Consider the following 18,149-nt stretch of genomic DNA (forward strand, 5'->3'; position numbering starts at 1 on the left):
GTCGAGGCGGCTAGCCGATCGACCAGATGAACGGGAGCGCACCGCCTCGCGCCGGCGTCATAACGATGGGTATATTGCGACCGCATCCGGCGGCGAGGCCCTCGACCAGCCCCTGCAAGGCCCTCGCACAGGCGATATTGTTGTCGGCGACGCCGTCCATCAGTTTCCAGCTCTGCTGCCGGATTTCGAACTGGCCCTCGGATGCGCTGATCTCCACGACATCGTCTTGCGCCGCGAACAAGGTGCTCAGAAATTCTGCGAAGACCCTGGCGTTGCCGCGCTGCAGGCCGAAGCCCGCAGACACCTCGTCGAAATACTGCATGCCGATCAGCTTGCCGGTGAGATGCAGCAAATAGCCTGCATCGACCGGACCGAACAGTTGAACCGCCACAGGCGCTGCGGTCCGCACATATTCCATGGCGTAGTTGCGATAGGCCTTCTCCAACCGCGCCTTTGGCCAGCTATCGACGGGCAGCGCCGGCGCCTTGGCGGGATCGAACAACGGCGCTTCCAGATGGCGCGCGAACACCAGACGCTGATCGATATCCAAATCATGGTCGTATTCGCAGTAGTAGCCTTCGAGCCCATCCTGGCCATCAACGCTCTGCTTGGTGCAGACGAAGCCCATGCGGGGATTGCCAAGCGAAACGCCATTATTGGCGTGCCAGCCGCGCAGCATCGCGCGCGAGACTTCGCCGGGCACGCCGCAGATCGCGGTGCCACGCCAGACCCAGCGCGGCGGTGGATAGCGAATCCAGGCCTTGCGGTCGCTCTCATACATGTACTCGACCGACACGCCGCCGATCCAGTTCGAGAGATAGTGATACTGGGCCGCAGCGACCGCGGGTGGCAGGCCGGACAGACCGAGCTTTGCGAGGCCGGGCAGAAAGCGTTCCTGCTGCTGGCGGCGGAAGATGCGAAACATGAACTCCGCGGCATCTGCGGTGCCGCGGCGCGTGACCGTGGTCAGGATCAGGCCGGTGAAATAGGCGTGATAGAGATCGGCGACGCTACGCCAGCGCGTCCAGGTGGCTTCGTCGCTCGTATTTGTCGGTCCGGTCATCGTTTCTTCCCTGATTGTTGGGAAGGACCATAGCCGCGCATCACTCCGGCTTCACATGAAATTCATGCAGGGAGGTCGAACGTTCCTGCATCGCGCGCATTTTATGTCCTCAGCCACAAGGACATTCCATGCGCCAGAAATTCCTGCTTTCCGCCTGTCTCGTCGCCCTGGCGCTGCCGCTGGCCGGATGCAACGAGAAATCCACCATCGCATCCGGCGAGGATTTCGGACCGTCGCCGAAGCTTGTCGAGCCCAACAAGTCGCTTATTCCAACGGTCAATGTCTCCAAGGCGGTCGGCTGGCCAGCGGGCGCCAAGCCGAAGGCTGCTGAAGGCATGACGGTCAACGCTTTTGCGCGCGGGCTCGATCATCCCCGCACGGTCTATGTATTGCCCAATGGCGATGTGCTGGTGGCAGAAAGCAATGCGCCGCCGAAACCGGAAGATGGCAAGGGCATCAAGGGCTGGGTCATGAAGATGGTGATGGGCCATGCTGGCGCGGGCACACCGACAGCAAATCGCATTTCGCTACTGCGCGACGCGGACGGCGACGGCGTCGCCGACACCAGGACAGCGTTTCTCGAAGGGCTCAACTCACCCTTCGGCATGGTGCTGGTGGGCGACGAATTCTTTGTCGCCAATGCCGATGCCGTGGTGAAGTTTCCCTACAGGACCAATGATACCAGGATCACAACGCCTGCCGTGAAGGTGGCTGACCTGCCCGGCGGCCCGATCAATCACCACTGGACCAAGGATCTCACGGCGAGCCCCGACGGCACCAAACTTTATGCAACCGTCGGCTCCAACAGCAATGTTGGCGAGAACGGGATAGAGGCCGAGAAAGACCGCGCCGCGGTGCTGGAGATCGACCGCGCGACCGGCGCCTCACGCATCTTCGCATCCGGTCTGCGCAATCCCAACGGCCCGTCGTGGCAGCCGCAAAGTGGCGCGCTGTGGGTCACCGTCAACGAGCGCGACGAGATCGGCAGTGACCTTGTGCCGGACTATATGACCTCGGTGAAGGACGGCGGCTTCTATGGCTGGCCCTACAGCTATTACGGCCAACACGTGGACGTCCGCGTGCAGCCGCCGCGCCGTGACATGGTCGCCAAAGCCATCGCGCCGGATTACGCGCTCGGCGCGCATACCGCGTCGCTCGGGCTGACCTTCAACACCGGAGATCTGTTTCCAGCCAGTATGAAGGGCGGTGCCTTCATCGGCCAGCACGGCTCGTGGAATCGGCGCCCGCAAAGCGGCTACAAAGTGATCTTCGTACCCTTCACCGACGGCAAGCCATCGGGGAAGCCGCAGGATGTGCTCACTGGCTTCCTCAATGACAGCGGCGAAGCGCAAGGACGCCCGGTCGGCGTGCGCATCGACAGCAAGGGCGCATTGCTGGTGGCCGACGATGTCGGCAATACGATCTGGCGTGTGACGCCATCGGGCGCGAAAGCGGCAGCGTTGAATTGATACCAAAGAGCTGACAAAGCTCCGTCATGGCCGGGCAGCGCGAAGCGAGGGCTTCACTTGATGTCCCGGCCATCCACATCTTCCTGAGTTTATGGCCAAGACGTGGATGCCCGGCACGAGGCCGGGCATGACGAGTTTTTACTACTTCGCCTATCCCACTTGAAATTCTTCACGTCACCGGCGCGGGGTTGAACAGCACGAGATCGTTGTGCAGCCCCCATTTGTCGGCCCACACCTGCTTGCGGCCACTGGCGACATCGAGGATCAGCTGGAACAGCTCCCAGCCGGCTTCTTCGATGGTCATCTCACCGCTGGCAATGCGGCCGGCGTCGAAATCGATCAGGTCCGACCAGCGTTTCGCCAGTTCGGTCCGCGTCGAGACCTTGATCACCGGCGCCTGTGCCAGCCCATAGGGCGTGCCGCGTCCCGTGGTGAAGATCTGCATCTGCATGCCGGCGGCGAGCTGCAGCGTGCCGCAGACGAAATCGCTGGCCGGTGTTGCTGCGAACAGCAGTCCCTTCGTCGTCGCGCGTTCGCCCGGGCCGATGACGCCGCTGATCGCGCTCGAACCGGACTTGACGATCGAGCCCAGTGACTTTTCGACGATATTCGCAAGACCACCCTTCTTGTTGCCGGGCGTCGTATTGGCGCTACGATCGGCGCCGCCGCGTGCCAGATAAGAATCGTACCAGTCCATCTCGCGTATCAGCGCGCGGCCGACATCCTCGTTGACCGCACGGCGCGTCAACAATTCGATGGCGTCACGCACCTCGGTGACTTCGGAGAACATCACCGTTGCGCCGGCGCGCACCAGCAGATCGCTGGCGAAGCCGAGCGCCGGATTGGCGGTCACGCCGGAAAACGCGTCGCTACCGCCGCATTGCAGACCGATCACGAGGTCGGAAGCCGGACAGGTCTCGCGCTTACGCTGGTTCAGGATTTTCAAGCGCGCTTCAGCCATGGTGATGATCGTATCCACCATGTCGCCAAAGCTCTGATTGCCCTCGTCCTGCAGACGCATCGTGCTGGCAGGGTCCTCCTTCGGCAGCAAACGCTCCGGTGCGAGCTTCTCGCAACCGAGGCCGACCACCATCACCTCGCCGCCGAAATTGGGATTGCGCGCGATGTTCTGCAGCGTCCGGATCGGGATATAGGCATCCGGCGCATTGATCGCGACGCCACAGCCATAGCCATGAGTGACGGCGACGACGTCATCGACATTCGGATAGCGCGGCAGCAGCTCGGCCTTGATCTTCTTGAGCGCAAATTCGAGCGTGCCGGCGACGCATTGCACCGAGGTGCTGATGGCGAGAATGTTCTTCACGCCGACGGAGCCGTCGGGATTGCGAAATCCTTCGAACGTATAATCGGTCAGCGGCGGCTGCGGTTCGGGAACCGCATTGGCAATCTCAAGGCTGTCGAGGTCCGGCGCATCGGGCATGTGGATACGCGCCTCCTCGACCCATTCGCCGGCCGAAATCATATCCAGTGCATAACCGATGATCTCGCCGTAGCGGATAATCGGCGCATCCTTGGCGATATCTTCCAGCGCCACCTTGTGCCCCTGCGGCACGAAATTGCGCAGTTCCAGACCATCGGTCATCCTGGTGCCTGCAGGCAGGCCAAAATCATTGACGATGATGGCGACGTTGTCGCGCGCATTCAGTTTGATGTAGCGCGGCGCATATGCATCTGCTGCCAGCGTGGTGGCCATCGCCTTGTCCTTCCCAAATCTGCCGGCATTCGCGCCGGTCTCGTAGCAGAGCAGTAGCACAAAAGATGACGGTGTCGCGCACTTGACCGACACGCTTTGCACCCCGAATGATGACCTTTAAACGGGCCGATCCGCCCGATTCATACAGAAATGGGATGAACGTGCGTCTTTTCGTCTTCGGCCTCGGCTACAGCGCAAACCGCTTCATCGCGCAGCATGGCGGTCAGTTCACCACTATTGCCGGCACCGTCCGCACGGCCGGCAAATCGGCAGCCTTGGCACCAGCCCGCGATATCGAGATGCTCGTCTTCAACCCGGACGTCGCCGATCCCCGCATTGCCGATCACCTCACAAAGGCCGACGCACTGCTCGTCTCGATTCCGCCCGGCGCGGACGGCGATCCCGTGCTGCAGACTTTTGGCTCAGAGATCGCCGCCAGCGGCATCCGGCGCATCGTTTATCTCTCCAGCGTCGGGGTTTACGGCGATCATCAGGGCGCCTGGATCGACGAAACTGCCCCGGTCTTTGGCGAGGGTCGGCGCAAGGCACGCATCGATGCCGAAGCCGGCTGGTCCGCCGTGGCCGGCAATCGCACGACAATTCTGCGCATTGCCGGCATCTACGGCCCCGGCCGCAATGCGCTGGAAAATCTCAAAGCCGGCAAGGCCCATCGCATCGTCAAGCCAGGCCAGGTGTTCAATCGCATTCATGTGGATGACATCGCGGCGACCATCGCCGCAGCCTTTGACCATCCGCAGACCGGCATCTGGAATCTGTGCGACGACGAGCCCGCGCCGCCGCAAGACGTCGTGACATTCGCCGCATCGCTGATGGGAATCGCGCCACCGCCCGAGCAGAATTTCGATGACGCCGAGATGAGCCCGATGGCGCGCAGCTTCTATGCCAGCAGCAACCGTATCGCGAATGCACGGCTGAAACGCGAGCTCGGCGTGAAGCTCGCGTTTCCGACCTATCGCGAAGGCCTCACGGCGCTGTGGCAGCAGCGCGAGATCTAAGCAGCGCGTGACCTGCGGATTACCGGCCGGTCATCGCCTCCAGCCTGTCCGGATAGCGGTTGCCCTGCACGGTGATTTTTGCAGCAGCGCTGTCGATGTCCCGCAGATCGTCTGACGTCAGCTCTATGGCCGCCGCACCGAGATTTTCCTCAAGCCGATGCAGTTTCGTGGTGCCCGGGATCGGCACGATCCACGGCCTCTGGGCCAGCAGCCATGCCAGCGCGATCTGTGCCGGCGTCGCCTGCTTCCGTCCGGCGATCTCGCCGAGCAAATCAACCAGCGCCTGATTGGCCTTGCGCGCTTCGGGTGTGAAGCGCGGGAGAATGTTGCGGAAATCACCGCTGTCGAGCGTCGTGCTCTCATTCATGGCACCCGTGAGAAAGCCCTTACCGAGCGGGCTGTAAGGGACGAAACCGATCCCGAGTTCCTCGAGCGTCGGCAGCACTTCCTTCTCGGGGCCACGCGTCCACAGCGAATATTCGCTCTGGATGGCGGTGATCGGCTGCACGGCATGGGCGCGGCGAATTGTCGTCACGCCGGGTTCGGACAGGCCGAAGTGCTTCACCTTGCCCTCGGCAATCAGATCCTTCACCGCACCGGCCACATCCTCGATCGGCACGTCGGGATCGACGCGGTGCTGGTAGAACAAATCGATGGCATCGATATTCAAGCGTTTGAGCGATGCTTCGGCGACCTCGCGAATATGCGCGGGTCGGCTGTCGAGACCGACCTGCTGACCGGTCGCGGGATCGAGCCTGAAGCCGAATTTGGTGGCGATGACGACCTGATCGCGAACCGGCGCGAGCGCTGCGCCGACGAGTTCTTCATTGGTGAACGGACCATAGACTTCGGCGGTATCGAAGAACGTCACGCCGCGCTCGACAGCCGCGCGGATCAGTGCGGTCATTTCTGTTGTGTCGGCCGGAGGCCCGTAGCCGAAGCTCATCCCCATACAGCCGAGCCCGATGGCCGAGACTTCCAGTCCATTGCGTCCGAGTATGCGTGTCTTCATGTCAAATCTCCTGTGCCATCCGGCCAATGAGCGGCTCCCGCACTGGTGGGATGTTGCCGCCGACATGCGACATCTGGAGATTGTGTGCCCATGAGACTAGATGATATAATCTGCACGCACTTATCAGCCGGATTCATGAATGGCCCGCCAGACAATCGACGACCTCCTTGCTTTCTTTGCCGTCGCGAAAGAAGCGAGCTTCACGCGCGCAGCCGCCAAGCTCGGCGTCTCGCAATCCGCGCTCAGCCACACCATTCGCGGTCTCGAGGAGCGGCTCGGACTGCGGCTCCTCACCCGAACGACCCGCAGCGTGGCGCCGACCGAGGCTGGCGAACGCCTGATCCGCACGATCGGCCCGAAGCTGGAAGAGATCGACGCCGAACTCGCGGCCGTCACGGAACTGAGAGAGAAGCCGGCCGGCACTATCCGCATCACCACCGGTGAGCATTCCGCCGAGACGATCATCTGGCCCGCCCTCGCGAAGCTGCTGCCACGCTATCCCGACATCAAGGCCGAACTCGTCGTCGATTACGGCCTTATCGATATCGTTGCGGAACGCTACGATGCCGGCGTTCGCCTGGGCGAACAGGTCGCAAAAGACATGATCGCCGTCCGCATCGGACCGGACTTTCGCATGGTCGTGGTCGGCGCACCGTCCTACTTCGCCAAACGCCCGCTGCCGAAACGCCCGCAAGATCTCACCGCGCATGACTGCATCAATATCCGTCTGCCGACCATGGGCGGCCTCTATGAGTGGGAGTTCGAGAAGCGCGGGCGCGCTTTGAAAGTGCGCGTCGATGGCCAGATCGTGTTCAACAACATGTCGCTGCGCCACAAGGCGGTGCTGAGCGGACTGGGGCTGGCCTATTTGCCGGAGGATCGCGTGCGCGATCAGATTGCCTCAGGCCGGCTTGTTCAGGTGCTGGACGATTGGTGCCAACCGTTCTCGGGCTATCACCTTTATTATCCGAGCCGCCGGCAATCGACACCCGCATTTGCGGCGCTGGTTGAAGCGTTGCGTTACCGCGGCTGATCTGGGATCAAAATCGGGTTCCATCGCCTCAATCCGAACATGATTGAAGCGAAATCGCACATCGTGAAAAGTTCCTGAATCAATTTGGGCAATGCTGTGTCGTAAGCGCGACGCGGCCGCCAAAGCTGCCTTTTTCGTTTGGAGCGCTGTTGCACGCGTGTGACAGCAATCACTGCGCAATAGTCTAGGTTCGCCTTCGTCATCCCCGTTGGGATTGAGAAGGAACACCTGATGAAGAAGCTTCTACTGTCTACCGCTGCTCTGGCCCTCGTCGCCTTGGCTGCTCCTGCGTCTGCTGCTGACTTGGCTGCACGCCCCTACACCAAGGCTCCGGCCTATGCTCCGGCTACTCCGATCTACAACTGGACCGGCTTCTACATCGGTGGTCACGTCGGCGGCGCGTTCCCGGGCGAAGACAACGCGCTGATCGGCAGCCGCGACGGCACGTTCATGGGCGGTGTGCAGGGTGGTTACGACTACCAGTTCGCGCCGAACTGGGTGTTCGGTCTCGAAGCCAATTACAGCTTCAAGGACACCAACAGCAACTTCGACAATCGTGGCCTCGGTTCGGTCACCGGCCGTCTCGGCTACACCTGGGGTCCGGCCCTGGTATACGCCAAGGGCGGTTACGCCTGGGCTGACTCGCGCTTCACTAATGGCTTCGGCGGCAACGGCGGTCGCGATGGCTACACGGTTGGCGGCGGTCTCGAATACCTGTTCACCCAGAACTGGTCGGGCAAGGTCGAATATCAGTACTACGACTTCGGCAACGTCACCTTCCTCACGCCAGCTCTCGCTGTCGGTGGATTCAAGAACGACGAGCACACGATCAAGGCTGGCCTGAACTATCGCTTCAATCTGGGCAACTTCGGCGCAGGCTTCGTTCAGTAAGCCTGACGATCTATCGTCTACTTCGTCTCCAGAAAAAACTTAGGCCCGCAGCGATGCGGGCCTTTTTTTCGTGCCAGGAGAGATCATGGAGGTTGCGAAGCACACACCTCGTCCAAAGCGAGAAATATTATACTTCGGCGCAATCGTCTTAAGCGCCTGAATGAACTTGGCTATCCGGGGTCTGCCAATCGTGATTCCGCGAGATGGCCTGCCGGCACGGCTTGGCGCCGCCCATTCTCGCATCCGGCACCCCATATGTACGGTAACCGCGTGGAACGTGCTCTCGGAGCGTATTCCAACCCCCTTGCGGAAGCGGCCCGACCGATCGGGCAGGAAATCTGCATGCTGTCGCCGAATTCAGGCGGTCCCTTGGACAACAAGCTGCTCTCGACCTTGCCGCGCTCCGAACTCGAGATGCTCCTTCCCAATCTTTCAACCCGGACGCTCCCGCAAGGGCAGGTGTTGCTGGAATCCGGTGAGGAGTTCGACCAGATCTACTTCCCTCACAGCGGGATGCTCTCCTTGCTCGTTGTCATGCAGGACGGCAAGGCCATCGAGACATCGACGGTCGGACGTGAGGGCGTCGTCGGGGCGATGGCGGGAATCGGCCTCTACAAGTCGTCGGTCCGCGTCGTCGTTCAGCTTTCTATGACCTGCACGCTGATCGCGGCATCGCAGTTGAGGAAGGCAGTCGCGGCGAACGAGGTCATCCGGAAGCTGTGCATCGACTACAACGAAGTGCTGCTTATGCAGTCGCGCGTCACCGCCGGCTGCAACGCTCTACATCCCATCGACCAGAGGTTCTGCCGCTGGCTGCTCCAGTCGTCCGATCGTGCCGCAAGCGATACGGTCGAACTGACGCAGGAGTTCCTTTCCGAGATGCTGGGTGTGCGGCGTACGTCGGTCACGGAAGTCGCGAGCAATCTGCAGAAGGCGGGCATCATTACCTACGCGCGCGGGACCATCAAAATACTTGACCGACAGAAGGTCGAAGACTTGTCGTGCGAGTGCTTCCAAAGGCTTTCAAGCGCTAGCTAAGCCAGCGTCAAACACCGGCTGATCAAAAAAGCCCGAGGTTCCGCGAATTAATGATGGAACCGGGGAATTATGTCGACTCTCCGACATATGGAGCGCATGGTTGGCCAATCACCGAGCCGCACATCGGCTTTTGTCGGTGACTGAGAGCGTCGTGCTCCCGCCTGTTACACAGGGGTGCACCATGACTGAAATTCGGCCCGAACCGAATAATCTCACTTCAAGCGAACATCCGCGCTGCCCCAGATGCATGTCCCGCATGATGCTCGCCCGGATCGGTCCGGAGTCGTCGGGGGTGGACTTGCGCTCGTTCGTATGTGGGACATGCGGCCATTTCATCAAAGCCTTAATTGCAGAAGACCCTATGAAATCCAGATCTGCAGGATGGCTCGACGCCGACCTTCGCGCGCCGAATTAGGCACGCCGTGAAAGGACAAGCACGATGCGCAGCAGGCAGAAAATGGTCTTTCTTTCGGCCGATCACCTGGATATTCAGGCGGCTTCCCGGACCAGCGAGGCCGCATTGCTGCCGCCCGGCGAAGCGCGCGATCACGCTCTGAAGAGCGCCGCGCAGTTGCGCACTTACGCCGCGATGAAGCGGGCATTGTCGCCGTCGCCTGCGGCATTGGTACAGACTGCGAAGTGTTGACGCGACGACGCCCCCGTCAGACCTTGAAGTGCTTCGAAAGTTTCAGGCTCTGGCCCTGATAATTTGAGCCGATGCGCTGGCCATAGAGGGCATCCGGACGATCCAGCATGCGCTCATAGACCAGACGGCCGACGATCTGACCGTGCTCGAGAATGAACGGCACTTCGCGCGAGCGCACTTCGAGCACGGCGCGCGAGCCCTTGCCGCCGGCGCCGTCATGGCCGAAGCCGGGATCGAAGAAGCCGGCATAATGGACGCGGAATTCGCCGACCAGCGGATCGAACGGCACCATTTCGGCGGCATAGTCAGGCGGCACCTGCACCGCTTCCTTGGAAGCGAGAATGTAGAACTCGCCGGGATCGAGGATCAGCGTGCCGTCCTTGCGCGCCGAGATCGGCTCCCAGAATTCATTGACGCTGTAGCCACCGCGACGATCGATATCGACCACACCGGTATGACGCTTGGCGCGGTAGCCGACGAAGCCCGAGGCGTTTTCGCCGGACAGGTCGACCGATAGTGCGAGGCCGTTGTTCAGATCGGCCGTTTCGCTGTCGACCAGCGGCTCCTGCGCATGCAGGTCTTCCAGCGCTTCGGTATCGAGCACCGCATCGCCGACGCGGAAGCGCACCTGCGACAGACGCGAGCCTTCGCGCAGCAGGACTGGAAATGTCTTCGGGCTGATCTCGGCATAAAGCGGCCCGTGATAGCCCGCACCGATCACATCGAACCGTCTGGTGCCATCAGCAATCACCCGCGTGAACACGTCGAGGCGTCCCGTGGAGCTCTTCGGATTGGCGGCTGCGAAGATGTTCGGCGGCAGCGCCAGACTTTCAATCAGCGGCACGATGTAGACGCAGTTGGTCTCCAGCACCGCACCGTCGGACAGATCGATCTCGTGCAGCTTCAACTCGTCGATGCGCTCGGCGACCGTCGAATTCGGCCCCGGCAGGAAGCTGGCGCGCACGCGATAGGCGATGGAGCCAAGCCGCAGATCGAGGCTGGCGGGCTGAATCTGGCTCTCGACGAAGGGATATTCCGGCAGGATCAGGCCGGCATCGGCCATCGCCGCAATCATGCGGTCGGGCAGAATTCCATCGGCATCGGGGGCAAGCGTAAACGGCACAGGTCTCGTCCTTCGGTCGTCCTTCAGCGAGAATACACTGAAAAATAGCGACTTTACCGGTTATCTCAGCCCCGCCTTGACGAAAAGGGCAAGCGGGAATATGCACATCGTTATCCCGTGGTGATTTGAGCCGGCCGGCTTGCAGCCACGTAAAATAAGTCGCTAAACAGGCCGGGGACACATGTCCTTCCAGCATGCGATCCCGGCCTGAGGACGTCCGTCCAGGCCGGTTTTTTTGTGCCCGTGTTACGCGGGTACGTTGGAGGTCACATGTCTACGAAGTCCTATCGCCCCGAAACCCGGCTCGTTCATTCCGGCGCGCTACGCTCGCAATTCAACGAGACGTCCGAAGCCCTCTTCCTCACGCAGGGCTTCATCTACGAGACCGCAGAAGCCTGCGAGGCGCGGTTCAAGGGCGAAGATCCCGGTTTTATCTATTCGCGCTTTTCGAATCCGAATACGTCGATGTTCGAGAGCCGCATGATCGACCTCGAAGGTGCGGAGGCTGCACGCTCGACGGCCACCGGCATGGCCGCCGTGACCACCGCCATTCTCGCGCCGCTGCGCATGGGCGATCACGTCGTTGCTGCGAAAGCCCTGTTCGGGTCCTGTCGCTACGTCATCGAGGAGCTGCTGCCGCGCTATGGCATCGAATTCACCCTCGTCGACGGCCTCGACCTCGACCAGTGGCAGAAGGCGATGCGCCCGAACACCAAGTCGCTGTTCCTGGAAAGCCCGACCAATCCGACGCTCGACGTGCTCGACATATCAGCCATCGCTGACATCGCCCATGCCGGCGGTGCGCGACTGATCGTCGATAACGTGTTCGCAACGCCGCTCTGGCAGAGCCCGCTGGCGCTTGGTGCAGATGTCGTCGTGTATTCGGCGACCAAGCACATCGACGGTCAGGGACGTTGTCTCGGCGGTATCATCCTGTCGTCGAAGGACTTCATCGACGAGCATATTCATAACTATCTGCGCCAGACCGGCCCCTCGATCTCACCATTCAATGCGTGGACGCTGGTGAAGGGACTGGAGACGCTGGCGATCCGCGTCGAGCGGCAAACCCAGACGGCCGCGGCGATCGCGGATGTGCTGGCCCAGCATCCGAAGATTTCGCGATTGGTCTATCCGGGCCGCGAGGACCATCCGCAGGCGACAACGGTGAAGAAGCAGATGCGCGCCGGCTCGACGCTGATCGGCTTCGAGGTGAAGGGCGGCAAGGCAGCGGCGTTCCGCGTCCTCAATGAGCTGAAGGTCGCCCGGATCTCCAACAATCTCGGCGATGCCAAGAGCCTCGTTACGCATCCGGCGACGACGACGCATCAGCGCCTGCCGCTGGAAGCACGGCTCGAACTCGGGATCACAGAAGGCTTCATCCGCTTCTCGGCCGGCCTCGAGCATCGTGACGATCTGATCGAGGATCTTCAGGCGGCACTGGCGAAGGCGTAGTTCGCACCATCACACTCCGTCATGCCCGGCGAATGCCGGGTATCCACGTCTTTGCCTAGAACTAAGACGTGGATGGCCGGGACACGCCCGGCCATGACGGCGTTTTAGTTTCAACTACCACAATAAACTTACAGCGGCTTCTGCGCCTGCTGAATCTGCGGTTCGTTGATGCCGAGCTTCACCTGGCCGACCGACTTGATGATGTTGTCGCCGAGCAACTGCGCGAAGCAGGCATAGCCCCAATCGTTCATATGCAGGCCGTCGGCAATGACAAAGCTGTCGAACGACATCTGCTGGCCTTCGTGCCATTCCTTCATCACTTCGAAGCGCGGGAAGATGCCGACCTTGCGCAGTTCGGCCACCTTATGCAGCAGCGAGACCATCTTGCTGGTGCCTTCGGGACGCGTATTCACCAGCGGCGAATATTGCGGATCGACCAGAACCAGATCGGCGCCCGCCGCCTGAATGCGGGCTACGCCGTCTTCCACCATCTTGCTGGTTTCGCCGGGATCGAGATTGCGCAGCACCGCATTGGTGCCGACCTGCCAGATCACGAGGTCAGGCTTCGAATTGATCACTTCGCTCTGCAGCCGCGCCATCATTTCCGGCGCATCTTCGCCGCCCTTGCCGCGGTTGAGCACGGTGATATTGGCCGACGGGTAAGCACGATGCAGCTGCGCTGCGAGGCGGTTCGGATAGGTGAATTCCGGCGCCGTCGAACCATAGCCTTCGGTGGAGGACGAGCCGAACGCAACGATCACCACGGGCTTGCCGGCAACAAGCTTGCTGGCAACATGCGGCAGCGCGCCCATCGCCTTCATGCCGCCTTTCGGCGCACGGCAGGGGACGCGGCTCAAGATATCGGTCGCGGTCTTTGCGACTTCCTTGACCTTGTCGATGGCCTTCGCAGCGACGCCCCTCTTCGCGGCGTCCGCGGGGTCATTCACCGCAACACTCTGGTCGGCGCCCTTGCTGTCAGCCGGAGCGGCCTGCGCCGCTTCGGCGTGCGCGATGGACGATGAGATCGGGAGTGCGAGAGTCGTAGAGGCAGCAAAGGCAGCGACGACAGCAAGGCGAGACAAATGGCCGACGAAACTCATTAACGCTGAATCCTCAAATCCGCTGCTTTGATCTTGGCCGCATCGACGACAAAGGTCGAAAGCGCCCGGCCAAGACAATCATGCACCCGCTTCGCCAGCTCCATGCCGGGCGACGCGCTGAACAGGTCAAAATCACCGCTCTCATTCCAGTGCCGCATGATGGCGAAACGGTCGAACAGCGGAATGTCGTGCTGCTGCGCCACCACACGCATATTATCTAGGTAGGCGGAGCCGGAAATCATCGTCTCCGTGCGCGGACTGTACTGCAGATTCATTAAAATGACGTCAGTTCCGGCCTTTTGCATGACGGCAACGCCCTCATCCAGGGCGTTCCGGAAGTCCTCGGCGTCGGCCTGTTTCATGGCATCCACGGTTCCGGTCTGCCAGATCACCAGGTTCGGCTTCTTGTCCGTCACCAGCTGTTCCAGGGTCGGGGCCATTTCCTCGGCGGTCTTCTTGACCTGCAGTTCCAGCGCCACGTTCACCTCGACGCCCGGCAGCTTCTCCTTGAGATAGGTCTGTAGCCGGTTCGGATAGGCCGCGGAGTGGTCGGAGACCCCGATCACCGAGGATCGGCTGCCAATGACCAGAATATCGAGCTTTCCGCCCGGTTTTGCCGCAGCCTCGACCTTGGGCAGGGTGCTTTCGGAGGTTAGGAGGTAGGCGGGAACCTCACAGGTATGCGCGGGCGGTTCGGCCCGGACAGGAGCCGCCACCAGCAGGCCAGCCAGCATCGTGAGCCGCAGAACGGCCTTCATGCTTCCCCTCCTGCGAGATCCGCGTCGGATCGTTTGGCGCGGGATCCGCCTTTGACAGTGACGCCCTTGTACCACGAAAACACCCAGGCGGCGGTTGACATAACAACTATGCCGAGGAAGCTGATCAGAGCATGCATGCCGGCTCCACCGGCGACCTCGGCCAGCACGAAATGGCCGGCAAAGGCCAGGAACACCCCGATACAGAAGATTTCGAGGGAGTGCTGGCCGCACAGCACCATCGGCCGCAGCCAGACCGATTTCAGCCCCGGCCACTCCTTGGGCAGGAAACGGACTGTGAGCGCCGCCAGCGCCAGGAAGTGGGCGAAGCGCAGCACGTCGAGATCGGTCTTGTTGATGGGATACATCCACTGCTCGATGACCTTCGGCAGCAGATGATGGATTTGCGGAATGTACCAGGTCAGCGTCACCCAGAACGCCGCCAGAAGATAGGCCACGCAGAGCCACAGCGTGATGTTGGATGACAGTATCCGCGACATCCTGACGGCGCCGCCAAGTGCACACCAGGCGCCGAACACAAACAGCAACTGCCAGGCGAACGGATTGAAGGCCCAGACGCCGTTCGGGTAGGCGGTCAGATGCAGGTCGAATTCCCAGGTCAGCGCATAAAGACCGACCGACAGCGCCAGCGTGAGATCGGCGCGGCGCCGCATCAGCCAGAGGATCGGCGGCAGGAACAGCATGAGGACGATATAGAGCGGCAACACGTCCATGTTCACCGGGCGAAATTTTAGCAACAGCGCCTGAACGATGGTCACATCGGGCTGTTTGAGAAAATCGAGAATTCCCATTTCCTCGGAATAGAGCGGGTTCTCGAACCGCGTCGCAACATAGGAGATTTCCGCGAGGAAGATCGTGAATAGGAAGACGTGGGCGACATAGATCTGCCAGACCCGCTTGAAGATGCGCGCGCTGGCGACCAGCGTGCCCTGCTCCTGCATCGCGCGGCCATAGACGAAAGCGGCGGTATAGCCGGAGATGAAGATGAAGATCTCGGTAGCGTCACTGAAACCGTAATTACGGATCGTCAGCCAGGTCAGGATATTCGGCGGCAGGTGGTCGATGAAGATCAGCCACAGCGCCAGCCCGCGAAACAGATCGAGACGCAACTCACGCTCGGTGCCTGCAACGGGAAGCGACACGGTATCGGCACGCGCCGAGGCCCGCGACGCGGATACGTGCATTGACGTGTCTGCGTGGAGCTGGTCGGCGATCGGATCGGCAACAGAGGTCATTCAGCACCGCTCAACGGCAATCGTCGCATAATGAAAATTAACCGTCCCACCACACGCAGGCCATTTGCATGGGATGATCCGTCACGTCATAACCAAACCAGGGATCGATTATGCGGTAACTATGTTGAAACAGCGATGGCCCGCCGGCGTTGGACGCCGAACTTCACGTGATTTGGCCAAAGGCGCGGTTTTCGCTATGCTTGCGACGTATTTTGAACGATGACACCGCCATGTACCGCGCCATAACACGACAGATCGAAGTCACCGTCGAACCGAATTTCATGCCCGAACGCTCGTCGCAGGAGAAGCGCGAGTTCTTCTGGTCCTATACGGTCGTCATCACCAATGCCGGCAAAGAGACCGTGCAGCTGAAGACCCGCCACTGGATCATCACCGATGCGGCCGGCCGCATGCAGGAAGTGCGCGGCGAAGGCGTCGTCGGCGAACAGCCCGTGCTCGGCCCCGGCGAACGCTTCGAATACACATCGGGCGTGCCGCTGCCGACGACGTCCGGCTTCATGGAAGGCACCTATCAGATGGTGACCGATACCGGCGAGCCGTTCGAGATCGACGTGCCGCTATTTTCGCTGGACGGACCGGACAGGAAGCGTGTGCTGAATTAGGGGCAGGTCTTCTTCTCCCTCCCTCAAGCGGCGAAGCTGCGCTGAAGGGGGATATCGCTGGCGCCTGTGCGCCATCGCAGATTCAACTGTCAAACAGCCCCTGCCCTTCAGACATGCGTCATCGCCCCCATTGTTTGCGGCGCGGGGGCGCCGTCGTGCTTCGCATTCCCGCCCCCTTGCGAGAGGGCGTGCGGAACGCCGGGTGCCCGTTGCACCCTTGGGCCTGATGCGAATGCGGTCTTCCGCAAAGTTGGTGCATCAGGACTTTCGGAGGCGCCGAGCAAGTGCCCGACGTTCCGCATACGGTGTTTTTTCAGCCTGCTTGCACTTTGCCTTGGCGAACGGTCCGATCACCAAAATGATGGTCCCACGGCGGAGGGACAGGGAGCCTCAAGCGAGTAAGCGGACGCGTTTCGATTTGGTCGTCCGTCACACTGTCCAGAGGTTCTTTCCATCCGAAGGTCGGCCGTCTCCTTGCCAGTGGCAGTGCTGGCGCAGATCCGTCCTGCCCGAAGACAGACGTCACCCCCAAACCGCGTGACGCCGCATCTCCGGCGTCCACCGCATCCAGCCCCGCGAACGTGACGATCGCGCTCGCCCCTCTCATCGGGGCCGGACGGAGGGGAATATAAACCTGACGGGGATGTTGTCAATGAAGGATAGGAAAAAATGTTTGAGCGCTGCCTCGCCGCCCCGCCCCAAACTGTCATTCCGGGGCGCGAGGAAACGCCGAAGGCGGCGTATCGCGAACCCGGAATCTCGACCTGTTCAGCGCCAAACACTCTGACATTCCGGGTTCGCATTTCAGCGGCTTCGCCGCTTTCATGCGCCCCGGAATGACGAGCTTGAGTCGGGAGGACGCGGGCGAATGCCTACTCCACGCCCGCTTCCTGCGGTGTGAACTCGTACACCGACGAACAGAACTCGCAGGTCACGACGACCTTGTCGTCCTTGACCATATCGGCGCGGTCCTGCGGCTCGAAGCTCTTGAGCATGCCGGACACGGCATCGCGCGAACAGGAACACTCCGCGCGCAGCGGCGATGGGGCGAACACGCGGACGCCACGCTCGTGAAACAGGCGATACAGCAGCCGCTCGCCGGATAGATCCGGATCGATCAGCTCGACATCCTCGACGGTGCCAATCAGCGACTGGCCCTCGACCCAGGCGTCATCTTCCGGCACGGCATCCACGGTCGCGCCCTCCGGCGCATCGCCGGCATGGAGGTCGCGCTGCACGCGCTCCGGCGCCTTCGGCAGGAACTGCAGCAGCATGCCACCGGCGCGCCAGCGATGTTTCGGGCCGCCTTCCTCGCCGCTGCGCCATTCTTCGCCGACGGCGAGGCGCACCTTGGTCGGAATCTGTTCGGAGCGCAGGAAGTATTCATGCGCGGCATCTTCCAGCGTGCCGCCATTCAACGCGACGAGCCCCTGATAGCGGCTCATATCCGCCCCCTGATCGACGGTCATCGCCAGATGGCCCTTGCCGAGCAGCGCCGCGGTGCCGAGACCGGGCAAAAGGCGCTCGGCATCGAACCGCGCATAGGCGCGCATTTTATCGGGCGCGCGGAAGTCGACGATCATCAGCGACACCGGACCGTCGGTCTGGGTCTGCAGGATGAAGCGGCCGTCGAATTTCAGCGACGAGCCGAGCAGCGTGGTCAGCACGATCGCCTCGCCGAGCAGCTTGGCCACCGGCGCGGGATAATCATGCTTGGCGAGCAGCTCGTCGAGCGCCGGGCCAAGCCGCGTCAGCCGCCCGCGCAGATCGAGCGGCGCAACCTCAAAGGGCAGCACCGCGTCATCGACCGGAACGGAGGACGGCGCGCGGATGGGGGCGTCGGGCTGGAGATGTGGATTTGATGGGGTCATGGCGCTCTATTTGGGGGCGGAGGGCCGCAAGTGAAAGGGGGCGATGGAACCGGGAAATCCAGGTGACGCACGGCTTCTTCCCCCTCT

General features: G+C 61.6%; 16 protein-coding genes and 1 riboswitch. Of the genes, 8 read left to right on the forward strand and 8 right to left on the reverse strand.

Annotation, left to right across the window (positions count from 1 at the left end; translation table 11 throughout):
* Positions 1-10: 10 nt before the first annotated feature.
* Entirely contained in the window at positions 11-1,063 is a 1,053-nt protein-coding gene (locus AB8A38_RS17400) for a hypothetical protein (RefSeq protein WP_439086829.1), read from the reverse strand.
* Between the two features lie 128 nt (positions 1,064-1,191).
* Here AB8A38_RS17400 and AB8A38_RS17405 point away from each other — a divergent pair, with 128 nt between their 5' ends.
* The gene (locus AB8A38_RS17405; protein ID WP_439086830.1) at positions 1,192-2,532 is read left to right on the forward strand and encodes a PQQ-dependent sugar dehydrogenase; all 1,341 of its coding nucleotides are present in this window, start codon (positions 1,192-1,194) and stop codon (positions 2,530-2,532) included.
* A gap of 169 nt (positions 2,533-2,701) precedes the next feature.
* Here the strand turns inward: AB8A38_RS17405 and garD are convergent, their stop codons facing one another.
* On the reverse strand, positions 2,702-4,246 hold the full coding sequence (gene garD, locus AB8A38_RS17410) for a galactarate dehydratase (protein WP_439086832.1): 1,545 nt from the start codon (positions 4,244-4,246) through the stop codon (positions 2,702-2,704).
* 161 nt (positions 4,247-4,407) lie between these two features.
* On the opposite strand from garD, the gene AB8A38_RS17415 reads away from it, so the two are divergent.
* The gene (locus AB8A38_RS17415; RefSeq protein ID WP_439088546.1) at positions 4,408-5,262 is read left to right on the forward strand and encodes an NAD-dependent epimerase/dehydratase family protein; all 855 of its coding nucleotides are present in this window, start codon (positions 4,408-4,410) and stop codon (positions 5,260-5,262) included.
* A gap of 19 nt (positions 5,263-5,281) precedes the next feature.
* Here AB8A38_RS17415 and AB8A38_RS17420 read toward each other — a convergent pair whose 3' ends face one another.
* On the reverse strand, positions 5,282-6,274 hold the full coding sequence (locus AB8A38_RS17420) for an aldo/keto reductase (RefSeq protein ID WP_439086833.1): 993 nt from the start codon (positions 6,272-6,274) through the stop codon (positions 5,282-5,284).
* Between the two features lie 139 nt (positions 6,275-6,413).
* Here AB8A38_RS17420 and AB8A38_RS17425 point away from each other — a divergent pair, with 139 nt between their 5' ends.
* The 4 genes from AB8A38_RS17425 to AB8A38_RS17440 all read left to right on the forward strand — a co-directional run bounded on the left by AB8A38_RS17425 (position 6,414) and on the right by AB8A38_RS17440 (position 9,882).
* Entirely contained in the window at positions 6,414-7,307 is an 894-nt protein-coding gene (locus AB8A38_RS17425; protein WP_439086835.1) for a LysR family transcriptional regulator, read from the forward strand.
* Positions 7,308-7,538: 231 nt separating this feature from the next.
* The gene (locus AB8A38_RS17430; protein WP_315840231.1) at positions 7,539-8,198 is read left to right on the forward strand and encodes an outer membrane protein; all 660 of its coding nucleotides are present in this window, start codon (positions 7,539-7,541) and stop codon (positions 8,196-8,198) included.
* A 342-nt stretch (positions 8,199-8,540) separates the two neighbouring features.
* Entirely contained in the window at positions 8,541-9,236 is a 696-nt protein-coding gene (locus AB8A38_RS17435) for a Crp/Fnr family transcriptional regulator (protein ID WP_439086837.1), read from the forward strand.
* A gap of 439 nt (positions 9,237-9,675) precedes the next feature.
* On the forward strand, positions 9,676-9,882 hold the full coding sequence (locus AB8A38_RS17440) for a hypothetical protein (protein WP_439086838.1): 207 nt from the start codon (positions 9,676-9,678) through the stop codon (positions 9,880-9,882).
* 16 nt (positions 9,883-9,898) lie between these two features.
* Here AB8A38_RS17440 and AB8A38_RS17445 read toward each other — a convergent pair whose 3' ends face one another.
* A complete protein-coding gene (locus AB8A38_RS17445) occupies positions 9,899-11,005 on the reverse strand; it encodes a 2'-deoxycytidine 5'-triphosphate deaminase (protein WP_439086840.1) in 1,107 nt (368 codons plus the stop codon).
* A gap of 107 nt (positions 11,006-11,112) precedes the next feature.
* Positions 11,113-11,192: riboswitch (SAM riboswitch) on the forward strand.
* 83 nt (positions 11,193-11,275) lie between these two features.
* Between AB8A38_RS17445 and AB8A38_RS17450 the strand changes: the two genes are divergently transcribed.
* Positions 11,276-12,457 (forward strand): O-succinylhomoserine sulfhydrylase, encoded by a 1,182-nt coding sequence (locus AB8A38_RS17450; protein WP_439086841.1) that lies wholly within the window; start codon positions 11,276-11,278, stop codon positions 12,455-12,457.
* A 128-nt stretch (positions 12,458-12,585) separates the two neighbouring features.
* On the opposite strand, the gene AB8A38_RS17455 is transcribed toward AB8A38_RS17450, so the two are convergent.
* From AB8A38_RS17455 to AB8A38_RS17465, 3 genes are read right to left on the reverse strand one after another with little or no spacing between them, the layout of a single operon-like run.
* Positions 12,586-13,557 carry an SGNH/GDSL hydrolase family protein gene (locus AB8A38_RS17455; protein ID WP_439086843.1) on the reverse strand — a complete coding sequence of 324 codons (972 nt, stop codon included), beginning with the start codon at positions 13,555-13,557 and terminating at the stop codon, positions 12,586-12,588.
* A complete protein-coding gene (locus tag AB8A38_RS17460; RefSeq protein WP_439086844.1) occupies positions 13,557-14,315 on the reverse strand; it encodes an SGNH/GDSL hydrolase family protein in 759 nt (252 codons plus the stop codon). The genes AB8A38_RS17455 and AB8A38_RS17460 overlap by 1 nt, the downstream gene beginning before the upstream one ends.
* Positions 14,312-15,568, reverse strand: a complete 1,257-nt coding sequence (locus tag AB8A38_RS17465; protein ID WP_439086846.1) for an OpgC domain-containing protein — start codon at positions 15,566-15,568, stop codon at positions 14,312-14,314. Before AB8A38_RS17465 ends, AB8A38_RS17460 begins: the two co-directional genes overlap by 4 nt.
* Positions 15,569-15,798: 230 nt before the next feature.
* Between AB8A38_RS17465 and apaG the strand changes: the two genes are divergently transcribed.
* Complete coding sequence (apaG, locus tag AB8A38_RS17470) at positions 15,799-16,191, forward strand: Co2+/Mg2+ efflux protein ApaG (protein WP_315840224.1); 393 nt, start codon at positions 15,799-15,801, stop codon at positions 16,189-16,191.
* A gap of 872 nt (positions 16,192-17,063) precedes the next feature.
* Here apaG and AB8A38_RS17475 read toward each other — a convergent pair.
* Complete coding sequence (locus AB8A38_RS17475; protein ID WP_439086848.1) at positions 17,064-18,062, reverse strand: Hsp33 family molecular chaperone; 999 nt, start codon at positions 18,060-18,062, stop codon at positions 17,064-17,066.
* Positions 18,063-18,149: the final 87 nt, after the last annotated feature.

The sequence above is a fragment of the Tardiphaga sp. 839_C3_N1_4 genome (genome assembly GCF_051811045.1).
Lineage (GTDB): Bacteria > Pseudomonadota > Alphaproteobacteria > Rhizobiales > Xanthobacteraceae > Tardiphaga.